Consider the following 12373-nt stretch of genomic DNA (forward strand, 5'->3'; position numbering starts at 1 on the left):
AAACGCTGCCTCAAGCGCTACATCGCCCGCGAGCTCTACCGACGCCTCGAATCACCACCGCTCGCGGCTTGACCCGTCATAGGAGCGTCCTGATCGTTCCGGGTCCTGGCTCAGCACCGACGGTGAGCCAGGACCCCGTCAGGTGAGCCAGGACCCCGTCAGGTGAGCCAGGACCCCGTCAGGTGAGCCAGGACGCCCGTTGGTTGCCGGGGACGCCGGTCAGCTGCCGGGGACGAGCATCCCGGCACCGACGGTGGCGTTGGTCGCCTCGTCGACGAGGATGAACCGGCCGGTCACCCGGTTGCGGGCGTAGTCGTCGACGAACAGCGGCTGGGTGGTCCGCAGCCGCACGCGGCCGATGTCGTTGAGCCCGAGCTCCCCGGCGTCCGGCTGCCGGTGCAGGGTGTTGACGTCGAGCCGGTACTGCACGTCCTTGACCATGGCGCGCACCGTGCGGGTCGTGTGCTTGACCGCCAGCCGCTGCCGCGGGCGCAGCGGCTCGTCGGTCATCCAGCACACCAGCGCGTCGAGGTCCTGCGTCACGTGCGGGGCGTTGGCCGGGCGGCAGATCAGGTCGCCGCGGGAGACGTCGAGGTCGTCGGCGAGGCGCACGGTCACCGCCATCGGCGCGAAGGCCTCGTCCACCGGGCCGCGGGGGCCGTCGATGCCGGCGATCGTCGTCGTCAGCCCGCTGGGCAGCACCTGCACCTCGTCGCCGGTGCGCAGCACGCCGCTGGCGACCGTGCCGGCGTAGCCCCGGTAGTCGTGGTGGGTGTCGGACTGCGGGCGCACCACGTACTGCACCGGGAAGCGGACGTCGACCAGGTTGCGATCGCTGGCCACGTGCACGTGCTCGAGGTGGTGCAGCAGCGAGGACCCCTCGTACCAGGGGGTGTTCTCCGACCGGCGGACGACGTTGTCGCCGCGCAGCGCCGAGATGGGGACGACGGTGAGGTCGGGGACGTCGAGCTTGGCGGCGAACGCGGTGAACTCGTCGCGGATCGCCTCGAAGGTCGCCTCCGACCAGTCGACGAGGTCCATCTTGTTGACCGCGACCACCAGGTGCGGCACCCGCAGCAGCGAGGCGAGGAAGGCGTGCCGCCGGCTCTGCTCCAGCATCCCCTTGCGGGCGTCGACCAGCACGATCGCCAGGTCGGCCGTGGAGGCGCCGGTGACCATGTTGCGGGTGTACTGCACGTGGCCGGGGGTGTCGGCCAGGATGAAGGTGCGCCGCGGGGTGGCGAAGTAGCGGTAGGCGACGTCGATGGTGATGCCCTGCTCGCGCTCGGCCCGCAGGCCGTCGGTGAGCAGGGCCAGGTTCACGTAGTCACCGCCGGCACTGGCCCGCTCGACCGCCGCGTACTGGTCCTCGAACACGGCCTTGCTGTCGTACAGCAGCCGGCCGATCAGCGTGCTCTTGCCGTCGTCGACGGAGCCCGCGGTGGCGATCCGGAGGATGTCCTTGCGGGCGACCGCGAGGTCGTGCGCCTGCTCGGCGGCGGCCGAGTGGACGTCGATCGGGGCGAGGGGGTGGGCGCCCGGCTGGGCGGCGGTCTCGGTGCCCATCAGAAGTAGCCCTCCTTCTTCCGGTCCTCCATGGCGGCGTCGCTGACCTTGTCGTCGCCCCGGGTCGCGCCCCGTTCGGTCATGCGGGTCACGGCGATCTCGGCGATGACCTCGTCGACCGTCGTGGCGGTCGACGGTACGGCCGCCGTCAGGTTCGCGTCGCCGACGGTGCGGTACCGCACGCTCTGCCGGCGGACCTGCTCGCCCTCGCGCGGGGAGATGAACTCGTTGACCGCGTAGAGCATCCCCTGGCGCTCCACGACCTCGCGCTCCTCGGCGAGGTAGAGCGGCGGGATGGCGATCTCCTCGTGGGCGATGTACTGCCAGATGTCGAGCTCGGTCCAGTTCGACAGCGGGAAGACCCGGATCGACTCGCCCAGGTGGATCCGGCCGTTGTAGAGGTCCCACAGCTCGGGGCGCTGGTTCTTCGGGTCCCACTGGCCGAACTCGTCGCGGAAGGAGAACACCCGCTCCTTGGCCCGCGCCTTGTCCTCGTCGCGCCGGGCGCCGCCGAACAGCGCGGTGAAGCCGTGCTCCTCCACCGCGTCGAGCAGCACCGGGGTCTGGATGCGGTTGCGGGAGCCGTTGGGCTCCTCCTTGACCGTGCCGGCGGCGATGGCGTCGGGCACGGAGGCGACGACCAGCTGCACGCCGAGCTCGGCCACCCGCTTGTCGCGGAACTCCAGCACCTCGGGGAAGTTCAGCCCGGTGTCCACGTGCATCACCGGGAACGGGATGCGGGCCGGCGCGAACGCCTTGCGGGCGAGCTCCAGCATCACGATGGAGTCCTTGCCGCCGGAGAAGAGCAGCACCGGCCGCTCGAGCTCGGCGACGACCTCGCGGATCACGTGGATGGACTCGGCCTCCAGCGTCTCCAGCTGGCTCAGCCGGTAGTCGGGGGTCCTCATGCGGGCGTGCTCCGGAGGCTCGGGATCAGGTGGTCCTACCGCACCGGCCAACTCCATCGACTTGGTGCGGATTCCCGACCAGTGTCCGCTATCGCGCCGCGCGCACCGCAGCCAGCACCTCGTCGGCCAGCTCGGGACGGACCACGACGAGGTCCGGAAGGGCGGGGTCGGGCCCGTTGTAGACCAGCGGCGAGCCGTCGAGCCGGCAGGTGACCAGGCCGGCGGCCCGGGCGACGGCGACCGGTGCGGCGGAGTCCCACTGGTACATGCCGCCGGAGTGCACGTAGGCGTCGGCCTCCCCGCGGACGACGGCCAGCGTCTTGTAGCCGGCCGAGCCGAGCGGGACCAGCCGGCCGCCGAGGGTGGTCGCCACCGCCTCGGCCTCGGCCGGTGGGCGGGTCCGGCTCACGGCGATCCGGACCGGTCCGTCCGGACGGGCGGGGAGCGCGGGCGCCGGATCGGTCCCGTGCACCTCGCCGAGGGCGGGCAGCGCGACGGCGGCGGCCGCCAGCTCCCCCCGGACCCACAGGGCCACGTGCACCGCCCAGTCGGCGCGCCCGGGGGCCGAGTACTCCCGGGTGCCGTCGAGCGGGTCGACGATCCACACCCGGTCGGCCGACAGCCGCCGGGCGTCGTCGGTGGCCTCCTCGCTGAACACCACGTCCCCGGGCCGCTCGGCCGCCAGGACCGCGGCGATCGCCCGCTGGCCGGCCGCGTCGCCGGCGTCCCCGAGCGGCCGGCCGGTCCGGCCGGACGAGCGCAGCGGCAGCAGCGCGTCGGCCGCCGCGCGGGCGGCCAGCCGGGCGACCTCGACGTCGGCGTCCACGCCCGTCAGCGCTGCGGCTCGACGGCGGTGGCGTCGCCGGCGTTGCCCGGCGGGCGGTGGGTCCCGGAGGCGTCGGTGACCGAGCCGAAGTAGCTGGCCAGCTTCTCCGGGCGCGGCATGACGAAGATGCCGCGGGCCTCGACCAGGGGCTGGTCCGGCGCGTCGGCCAGGGCGATCGTCCCGGCGATGACCGACTTGCGGCCCGAGGTCTCCTCGACCCAGCCGCGGAACGCCAGCGGGCGGCCGAGGGGCACCGGTCCGCGGTAGTCCAGCTCCAGGTGGGCGGTCATGCCCCACAGCCCGTTGACGGCGGCCGTGTCACCCAGCACCTGGTCCATGAAGAGCGCGCTCATCCCACCGTGCAGGAAGGTGGGCGGCCCCTCGTAGGCCGCGCCGAGGGTGGCCTCGGCGGTGACCACGCCGTCGGTCACGCGGAAGCGCAGCGGCGGGGCGATGCCGTTGGCCACGCCGCTGACCGGGTTGAACGTCCGCCGCCGGGCGGCGGGGTCGTCCAGCCGCGGCAGCTGGGAGAGGGGACGGCGCGGGCCCTCGAGCTCGCCGGTCGCCGCGCGCACGAGATCGGTGGCCGCGCGCACCGCCGCCGCGTCGGCCGTGGTGGTCGCCGAGAGCTCGATCAGCGCGCGCAGCGCGGCGGCCAGCTCGACCGAGGCGGTCATCAGCTCGCCGTCGGCGGGTGCGGCGGTGTCGGGGGAGCCGTCGGTCGTCGTCACCGGCAGATCGTCGCAAGCGCGCTCAGCCGGTGGGCGTGCCACCCCCGGGCGGGCCGCCGCGGGGCAGCCGCACGGTGACCGCGAGACCGGCCCCCGGCGCGGTCTCCAGGGACGCCGATCCGCCGTGCGCGGCGGCGAGGGAGGAGACGATGGCCAGGCCCAGCCCGGTGCCGCCGGCCTCGCGGGTGCGGGAGGTGTCCGCCCGGTAGAACCGCTCGAAGGCGCGCGCCGCGTCGTCGGCGGCCATGCCCGGCCCCTGGTCGGCGACCCGGAGCAGCAGCACGTCGGGGGCGGCCGGGTCCTGGGCCACGGAGACCTGCACCCGCGTGCCCGGCGGGGTGTGGGTGAGGGCGTTGGTGATCAGGTTGCCGACGACCTGGCGCAGCCGGCTCTCGTCCCCGACGACCACCGGCGCGTCGGTCAGCGACTCGTCGAGGTGCAGGCTGATCGGCCGGGCCGGCTGGACGGCCCGCGCGTCGTGCACGGCGTCGCCGGCGATCGCGGCGAGGTCCACCGGCCGCAGGTTGAGCGGGCGCTGCTGGTCCATCCGGGCGAGCAGCAGGAGGTCCTCGACCAGCACGCCCATCCGGGCGCCCTCGGACTCGATCCGCTCCATGAGCCGGCGGACGTCGCTCTCGGAGCGGACCGCGCCCTGCCGGTAGAGCTCGGCGAACCCCCGGATGGAGGTCAGCGGGGTGCGCAGCTCGTGGCTGGCGTCGGCGACGAACCGGCGCATCCGGTGCTCGGAGCCGCGGGCCTGCTCCTCGGAGGCTTGCTGGGCGCGGAAGGCGCTCTCGATGCGGGCGAGCATGCCGTTGAGCGCGGTGGAGAGGCGGCCCACCTCGGTGCGCTCGTCGCCGATCGGCACCCGCCGGGAGAGGTCGCCCGCGGCGATGGCCCGGGCGGTCTGCTCGACGTCGGCCAGGGGGCGCAGGCTGTTGCGGACGAGCACGTACCCGGCGGCGGCCAGCAGGGTCAGCACGATCAGGCCGACGACGGCCTCGATGCGGACCAACCGGCCGATGGCCGCCTCGGTGGCCTTCAGGTCGGTGCCGACGACGAGGGTGTAGCCGCCGGGCAGCTCCGCGGTGGCCATCCGCCAGTCCGTGCGGCCGCCGGTGCGCACGCTCATCGGCCCGTCGTCCTGGCGGAGCCGGGCCACGTCCCGGGGGTCCAGCTCGGGGACGTCGCCGTACCGCCCGCGGGGCGCGGCCAGGACGAGCGGCAGGTCGTCCTCGGGCGCGAGGCAGGCGACGTAGGCGGGGCTGGGCTGCGGCCACGCCGGCGGGTCGAGGCAGGCCTCCGCCAGGCCGGGCAGCCGCTCGTAGGCGTGCAGGTTGTCGACCAGCTCGGTGTCCCGCTGGTCCTGGAGGTAGGTCTTCAGCAGGTAGGTCGCGGTGAAACCGGTGACCGCCAGCGCCGCGGCCACCAGCACGACCAGCAGCGCGACCAGCGTCACCCGGAGCGGGACCCGGCTGCCCAGGGGTCCCGCGGGGGCGCCGCCCGCGCTCGGGTCAGGAGCCACGCGGCAGGCGCAGCGTGTAGCCCACGCCGCGGATGGTCTGCAGCAGCCGGGGCTCGGTGGTGTCGATCTTGCGGCGCAGGTAGGAGATGTAGGACTCCACGACGTTGGCCTCGCCGTTGAAGTCGTAGTTCCACACGTGGTCGAGGATCTGCGCCTTCGACAGCACCCGTCCGGCGTTGGCCATCAGGTAGCGCAGCAGCTTGAACTCGGTGGGGGAGAGGCTGATGACCTCGCCGGCCTTGATGACCTCGTGGGTCTCCTCGTCGAGCTCGATGTCGGCGAAGGTGAGCCGCGGCGCCTCCGCCGCGCGCTGCGCGCCGGTGGTGCGCCGGAGCACGGCCCGGATGCGGGCGACGACCTCGTCCAGGCTGAACGGCTTGGTGACGTAGTCGTCGCCGCCCAGCGTGAGGCCGGAGATCTTGTCCTCGGCGGCGTCGCGGGCGGTCAGGAACAGCACGGGGGTGTGCCGCCCGGTCTCGCGCAGCCGCCGGACGACGCCGAAGCCGTCGAGTCCGGGCATCATCACGTCGAGCACCAGCAGGTCCGGCCGGAAGGACGCGGCGAGCGCGAGGGCCTGCTGGCCGTCCGCGGCAGTGGCCACCTCGAAGCCGGCGTAGCGCAGGCTCGCCGACAGCAGCTCCCGGATGTTCGGCTCGTCGTCCACCACGAGCAGGCGCGCCTCCGGAGCGGTGCCGCCCGTGGGCTGGTTCCCGGCCACTGCGCCTCCGGTCCCGTGTACCGATGTGGTGGTCATGGTCCGAGGATCGAGGTCCCCGCTGCGCTGGAACTGGACGCTACCTGTGAACGTGCTGGGAGCGCTGCCCTGTGCCCGGGTCAGCCCGCGGGCGCCATCGCCCGCCCGCGCCGCCAGTAGCCGATCGCGTGGTGCTGGGCCCGGCCCAGGCCCCAGCGGCCCCGCAGGTCGGCCCGGATGGTGCGCACCGCCGCGGACTCCGCGCCCACCCAGGCGAAGACGTCCTCGCCCTCGGGCCGGTCGAGCGCCGCGACGGCGTCGGCCAGCAGGGTGGTCTCCCCGGGCGCCGTCGCTCCGCGGTGCAGCCAGCGCACTGCGACGCCCGGGGGAGCGGTCAGCGGCTGCTCCTCCTCGGGGCCGGCGACCTCCAGGAGGGCGATCCCGCTCGTGTCCGGCGCGAGGGCCGCCAGGAGCCGGCTGATCGCGGGCAGGGCGGTCTCGTCGCCGGCCAGCAGCACCCAGCGGGCGGGGCGCTCCGCGAGCGAGGCGGCCCCGGCGACGGCGAGCAGGGCACCCGGCCGTGCGGCGGCGGCCCAGGAGGCCGCCGGCCCGTCGCCGTGGAGCACGAAGTCGATGTCGATCTCGCCCGCTCCCGGGTCCTGCCGGCGGGCCGTGTAGCTGCGCAGCGCGACGCCGTGGCTGCCCTGGGGCCAGACGATCCGGCCGTCGCGCTGCACCTGCGGCCAGTGCGGCGCGGCGTCGTCCACCCGGGGCACGAGCAGGTTCACCGTCGGCCCGGCGGCCGCGACCGCCTCGGCGGTGCCGCGGAGGGTGACCCGGCGGACCGACGGCGTCACGTCGGTGACGCCGACGACGGTGAGGACGTCGACCGGGCGCAGGCCCTCGACGAAGGCGGCGTCAGCTGGTGTCACGCCTGCCGAGCCTAGGAGGACGGCGCCTCGGCGCCGGCGATGTGTGTCGGCCGCCCGCTCCGGGCACGGCAGGGGCAGCACCGTCCGCGACCGGGGAGAGGCCATGTCCGACGACCTGAAGAAGGGTGACCACGTCACCTGGAAGAGCCACGGGAGCGAGACCGAGGGCACGGTGGAACGGAAGATCACCTCCGACACCGAGGCCTCCGGCCGCACCGTGCGCGCCAGCGAGGACGACCCGCAGTACGAGGTGAAGAGCGACAAGAGCGGCAAGACCGCGGTGCACAAGCCCGGCGCGCTCGACGAGGCCTGACCCTGCCGCGGGCGGAACCACGACCCGGCGCCGCCGGGCCCGAGACACACTGGAGGCACACGTGACCGAGTCCGCAGGCGACTTCGCCGGCTCGCGCAGCACCAAGCACAACCCGCGGCTCGACGAGGAGCTCGAGCACGAGACCCAGGGCATGATGAAGGCCGAGCGGGCCACCCGCGCACACGAGTGGCGCGAGGTCGAGCCGGTCGCCGAGGGCGAGCCGGACATCGACGCGGACCCGGCCGGCACGCTGACCGGCGGGGTGCCGGTGGGGATGACGGAGGACGCCGTCGTCGCGCGGGCCGAGCTGGCCCGCTGGCTGGACCGCGCCGACTTCCCGAGCACCGGCCCCGAGCTGGTCGAGGCCGCCCGGGACCACCGCGCCCCCGACGTCGTCGCCGCCGAGCTGGAGCGGCTGCCGGAGGGGCAGACCTTCGAGCGGATCGGCGACGTCGTCCGAGCGCTGGGTTACCCGACCGAGACCGGTCCGGGACCGGGCGCCGACGGCCCCTGAGCGCCGGCCGCGGGAGGGCGCCGGCTCAGGCGCCGGCGCCCTCCCGCGCCTCGTCGTCGGCGATCTCCTCGGCTCCCCGCCGGCGGAACAGCTTGGAGCCGGGGAACCCCTTCACGATCCGGCGCATGTCCTGCACGGTGTCGACGAGGTCGTGCACGTCGGTGCCCACGCTCTCCAGGCCCTCCAGCACGGGCAGGATGTCCTCGTCGAGGTGCGTGAGCAGCCGGGGCAGCCGGTCGATCAGCGTGATCAGCGCGTCGACCTCGGAGGCGTCGAACGACGCCGCCAGCCGGCGGATCGACGGGGCGAGCGCGACCAGGGCCGGCTCGTAGTCGGTCACCAGCGGGGCGATCCGTCCGACCATCTCCTCGCCCTGGCCCAGCAGCCCGCCGGCCTGCCCGAGCAGGCCTTCGGCGCGCCCCACGACCACGTCTCCCCGGCCGAGCGTCCCGCCGGCCTGCTCGATCGCGTCGTCTGCGCGGCCGCGGGTGGTGTCCATGTCGGTGATGGCTTGGTCGGCGCGGCCGCGGGTGGTGTCCATGTCGGTGATGGCTTGGTCGGCGCGGCCGCGGGTGGTGTCCATGTCGGTGATGGCTTGGTCCGCGCGTTCCCGGGTGGCGCCGAGGTCGGTGATGGCGTCCTCGGCGCGGCCCCGGGTGCTCATCAGGTCGGTGATCGCGCCGTCGGCCCGTTCGCGGGTGGCCCCGAGCTCGGTGATCGCGTCGTCCGCGCGACCCCGGGTGGCCTCGAGGTCGGTGATCGCCTGGTCGGCGCGGGCGCGGGTGGTGTCGAGCCCGGTGATGGCCTCGTCGGCGCGGCCCCGGGTGGCGTCGAGCCCGGTGATGGCTTCGTCGGCGCGGTCGAGGGCGCCGTTCATCCGGTCCAGTGCGCCGTCGACCCGGTCGACGACCGTCTCGACCCGGCCCACCACGCCGTTCACCCGCTCCAGGAGCTCCTCCAGGGAACCGAGCGCGCCGGCCGCGCGGGGCACCAGCGCGACGGCCTCGCCGACGCCGTCCCGCAGGCTCTCCACCAGGGCGATGACGTCGGAGGGACCGGGCACGGAAGGCAGGCGCACCGGGAGGACGCTACGCATCCCCCCGGTGGGCCACCATTCGGTTGCCTGCATCCCGCAGCCGTTCCTGCCGCGCGTCGGCGTGGCGGAGGCGCCGACGCCCGTATCGTGGACCGACGGGACACGTACGTGCGGACGACGAGAAGGTGTCGACACCTGTGGGCGATCAGCCGACGCGGAACGGTGCGGGCGACCGCGACGTCCCCGGGCGCTCCCGCCGCGCACGGACCGCCGAGGGTGGCACCGCCGAGCCGGTGACCGTCGAGCAGCTCCTCGCGCGGCAGGGTGGCGCCGTCGGCAGCCGACGCGCCGCCCGGCGCGGTCACGCCGATCCCGATCCCGGGCCCCGGCGCGCGGCGGAACGACCGGAGCCGAGCCGCAGGCCCGACCGCCGCCCGGCCCGGCCCGGTGACGCCGGGGCGGCGGAAGACGCGGGTGGCCCGTCGGTCCGCGCCGGGCTGCCCCCCGTCCCCGCGCGTCCCGGGGCGGCGCAGCCCGGCTCCCCGTCGGCACAGCCCGGGTTCCCGCCGGTCCCGTCGGCGCAGTCCGCCGTCCACCCGGGTCCATCGGCCCAGAACGGCCTGCCGCCGGTGCCCGGGGCGGCCCGCGCACCGGTCGTCCACGGCTCGTCCGCTGCGCCGCCCGCTGCTCCACCCGCCGGCGGCCCGGCCGTCTGGGCGCCGGACGAGCGACCGTCCCGGCGCAGCGGCCCCGTCCCACCGCTGCCCGGCCTGGCCCCGCCGCCGTCCTCCGGTGCGACCCGGCGCCGCCCGCCCGCGGAACGCCCCCCGCGCAGCCCCCGCCGGCGCCGGCTCGTTCGCGTGGCGACCGCCCTGGCCGGGATCGTCGGCGTCGTCGTCCTCTACCACCTGGCGCTGTACTTCTACGTCGACCAGCGCATCGACCGGGTCGACGCGCTGGCCCTCGACGGGCCGGAGGTGCTCGCGCCGGAGCTGCAGGAAGCCGCGGAGACCTACCTCGTCGTGGGCAGCGGCATCCCCGACCAGACCGGGGCCGCCTCGATCGCCACCCTGGTGGTCTCGGTGGCCGCCGACGGCGAGCGCGCGGTGCTGGTGAGCGTCCCGCCCACCACCCTCGTGGACACCCCCACCTGCCGGACCCCCGACGGTGACCTGCGCAACCCGGTCACCGAGGCGTTCGCCAGCTCGCTGCTGGACGGCGGGCCGGCGTGCATGGTCCGTGCGGTGCAGCAGCTCTCCGGGCTGCGGATCGACCACTACCTCGGCGTCGACCTCGCGCAGCTGCCGGGCATGGTGGACGCGCTGGGCGGCGTCCCGGTCTGCGTGGTGCCCTCGGAGGCGATCGCCGCCGCCGCCGTCCCCCCGCCGGCGGGGCCGTCCGAGCTCTCCGCGAGCGGCGCCTCCGGCTTCCTCGAGCCGGGGGACACCGGTACGGACGTCACGGGTGCGGCCGTCGCCGAGCGGGCCCAGCGGCTGCTGACCTCCACGATGCGGGCCGCGATGTCCACCGACACCCTGCTCGACCCGATCGCGCTCACCCGCTTCCTGAACCGCGCCTCCGACGCCCTCACCCTCGACGCGCAGACGACGCTGGGGGACCTGCGGGTGCTGGCGAGCACCCTGGGCGATCTCTCCGGCGATGCGGTGCAGCGGGCCGGTCTGCCGGTGGCGGAGGTCGGCTACGTCCCGGCCGGCTCCGACCAGGCGTTCGTCGTCCTCGACGGGCCGGCGACCCGCAGCCTCTTCGACGAGGTCATCGACGGGACCCAGCTGCCGGCCGAGGTGCTCGAGGGGCAGCGCGCCGAGGAGGTCGCGGAGGCGGCTGCTGCGGAAGCGGCCGCGGAGGCCGGGGGGACGGAGGCCGCCCCCGCACCGGAGGTCGCGGAGCCGGCCGGCCCCGATCCGCTCACGGTTCCGCAGGCGGAGATCACCGTCGACGTCCTCAACGGGACCGGGACCACCGGGCTGGCGGCGACGGTCGCCGACGCGCTGCGGGCGCAGGGGTTCGGCGTCGGCACGGTCGGCAACGAGTCGGGCACCGTCAACGAGAGCGTCGTCCGGTACGGCCCGGCGGCGCTGGAGCGGGCGCGGACCGTGGCCGCGGCGGTGCCCGGATCGGTGCTCCAGCCGAGCGACTCCATCGGTGACTCGGTGCAGCTGGTGATCGGCCCCGGGTACACCACCGTCGTCCCGGTGGAGATCGGGGCGGCGCCGGTGGCTGAGCCGGTGGCCCCGGACACGCCGACGGCCGCCCCCGAGCCGGAGGCGGCCGCCGTCACCTGCTGAAGCAGGGCTCGTGGCCGCGGTGAGCAGGGTCGTGAGGAGTGGGGCCCGGAGGGTTCCGCGACCGAGCGACGGTCGCGCTCCGGGCGCGGGGGGACGGCACGTGGCCGCGGTGAGCAGGGTCGTGAGGAGTGGGGCCGGGAGGGTTCCGCGACCGAGCGACGGTCGCGCTCCGGGCGCGGGGGGACGGCACGTGGCCGCGGTGCGATCCGGAGGATCGCCGTGTCTCAGCCGAAGCGGCCGGAGATGTAGTCCTCCGTGGCCTTCTCGTCCGGGTTGCTGAAGATCTTCTCGGTCGGGTTGAACTCGATCAGCCGGCCGGGCTGGCCGACGCCGTTGAGGTTGAAGAACCCGGTCTGCTCGCTCACCCGCGCGGCCTGCTGCATGTTGTGCGTGACGATCACGATGGTGAACCGCTCCTTGAGCTCGGCCATGAGGTCCTCGATGGCGAGCGTGGAGATCGGGTCCAGGGCAGAGCACGGCTCGTCCATGAGCAGCACGTCGGGCTCCACGGCGATCGCCCGGGCGATGCACAGCCGCTGCTGCTGCCCGCCGGAGAGGCCCGAGCCGGGGCGGTCGAGGCGGTCCTTGACCTCGGCCCAGAGGTTGGCGCCACGCAGCGACTTCTCGACGACCTCGTCGGCCTCGGCCTTCTTCATCCGCTTGCTGTTCAGCCGGTTGCCGGCGATGACGTTGTCGTAGATCGACATCGTCGGAAACGGGTTGGGGCGCTGGAAGACCATGCCGATCGAGCGGCGCACGTCGACGGGGTCGGTGTCGGCGGCGTACAGGTCCTGGCCGTCCATGACGACCTTGCCCTCGACGCGGGCGCCGGGCAGCACCTCGTGCATCCGGTTCAGCGAGCGGAGGAACGTCGACTTGCCGCAGCCGGACGGCCCGATCAGCGCGGTGATGCTGCGCGGCTCGATGGCGACGTTGACGCCCTCCACGGCCAGGAAGTTGCCGTAGTAGATGTTGAGGTCGGAGACCTCGATGCGCTTGGCCACGTGCGTGTCCTCTGGTCG

The 12373-nt window shown here is 74.9% G+C and carries 12 protein-coding genes; 3 read left to right on the forward strand and 9 right to left on the reverse strand.

Going from position 1 to position 12373, the window contains the following annotated elements; genetic code table 11:
* Positions 1 to 219: 219 nt before the first annotated feature.
* From BD833_RS02825 to BD833_RS02855, 7 genes are all read right to left on the reverse strand, one after another.
* Positions 220 to 1566 carry a sulfate adenylyltransferase subunit 1 gene (locus tag BD833_RS02825; RefSeq protein ID WP_208092308.1) on the reverse strand — a complete coding sequence of 449 codons (1347 nt, stop codon included), beginning with the start codon at positions 1564 to 1566 and terminating at the stop codon, positions 220 to 222.
* Positions 1566 to 2474, reverse strand: coding sequence for a sulfate adenylyltransferase subunit CysD (gene cysD / locus BD833_RS02830; protein ID WP_166531635.1), 909 nt, complete (start codon positions 2472 to 2474; stop codon positions 1566 to 1568). Before cysD ends, BD833_RS02825 begins: the two co-directional genes overlap by 1 nt.
* 88 nt (positions 2475 to 2562) lie before the next feature.
* Entirely contained in the window at positions 2563 to 3300 is a 738-nt protein-coding gene (locus tag BD833_RS02835) for an inositol monophosphatase family protein (protein ID WP_166531636.1), read from the reverse strand.
* Between the two features lie 5 nt (positions 3301 to 3305).
* Entirely contained in the window at positions 3306 to 4031 is a 726-nt protein-coding gene (locus BD833_RS02840; RefSeq protein ID WP_243737412.1) for a PaaI family thioesterase, read from the reverse strand.
* 22 nt (positions 4032 to 4053) lie between these two features.
* Positions 4054 to 5556 (reverse strand): sensor histidine kinase, encoded by a 1503-nt coding sequence (locus BD833_RS02845; RefSeq protein ID WP_208092309.1) that lies wholly within the window; start codon positions 5554 to 5556, stop codon positions 4054 to 4056.
* A complete protein-coding gene (locus tag BD833_RS02850; RefSeq protein WP_243737413.1) occupies positions 5546 to 6310 on the reverse strand; it encodes a response regulator transcription factor in 765 nt (254 codons plus the stop codon). The genes BD833_RS02845 and BD833_RS02850 overlap by 11 nt, the downstream gene beginning before the upstream one ends.
* Positions 6311 to 6390: 80 nt before the next feature.
* Positions 6391 to 7182 (reverse strand): siderophore-interacting protein, encoded by a 792-nt coding sequence (locus BD833_RS02855; protein WP_243737414.1) that lies wholly within the window; start codon positions 7180 to 7182, stop codon positions 6391 to 6393.
* A 103-nt stretch (positions 7183 to 7285) separates the two neighbouring features.
* Between BD833_RS02855 and BD833_RS02860 the strand changes: the two genes are divergently transcribed.
* Both BD833_RS02860 and BD833_RS02865 read left to right on the forward strand, forming a co-directional pair.
* Positions 7286 to 7495 (forward strand): hypervirulence associated TUDOR domain-containing protein, encoded by a 210-nt coding sequence (locus tag BD833_RS02860; protein ID WP_166531639.1) that lies wholly within the window; start codon positions 7286 to 7288, stop codon positions 7493 to 7495.
* Between the two features lie 61 nt (positions 7496 to 7556).
* Positions 7557 to 8009, forward strand: a complete 453-nt coding sequence (locus BD833_RS02865) for a DUF2795 domain-containing protein (protein ID WP_166531640.1) — start codon at positions 7557 to 7559, stop codon at positions 8007 to 8009.
* A gap of 25 nt (positions 8010 to 8034) precedes the next feature.
* Here BD833_RS02865 and BD833_RS02870 read toward each other — a convergent pair whose 3' ends face one another.
* Complete coding sequence (locus BD833_RS02870; protein ID WP_166531641.1) at positions 8035 to 9087, reverse strand: hypothetical protein; 1053 nt, start codon at positions 9085 to 9087, stop codon at positions 8035 to 8037.
* 818 nt (positions 9088 to 9905) lie between these two features.
* On the opposite strand from BD833_RS02870, the gene BD833_RS02875 reads away from it, so the two are divergent.
* Complete coding sequence (locus BD833_RS02875) at positions 9906 to 11351, forward strand: LCP family protein (protein ID WP_243737415.1); 1446 nt, start codon at positions 9906 to 9908, stop codon at positions 11349 to 11351.
* Between the two features lie 224 nt (positions 11352 to 11575).
* On the opposite strand, the gene pstB is transcribed toward BD833_RS02875, so the two are convergent.
* A complete protein-coding gene (gene pstB / locus BD833_RS02880; RefSeq protein ID WP_166531643.1) occupies positions 11576 to 12355 on the reverse strand; it encodes a phosphate ABC transporter ATP-binding protein PstB in 780 nt (259 codons plus the stop codon).
* Positions 12356 to 12373: the final 18 nt, after the last annotated feature.

This window comes from Blastococcus xanthinilyticus, from assembly GCF_008124835.1.
GTDB classification, from domain to species: domain Bacteria; phylum Actinomycetota; class Actinomycetes; order Mycobacteriales; family Geodermatophilaceae; genus Blastococcus; species Blastococcus xanthinilyticus.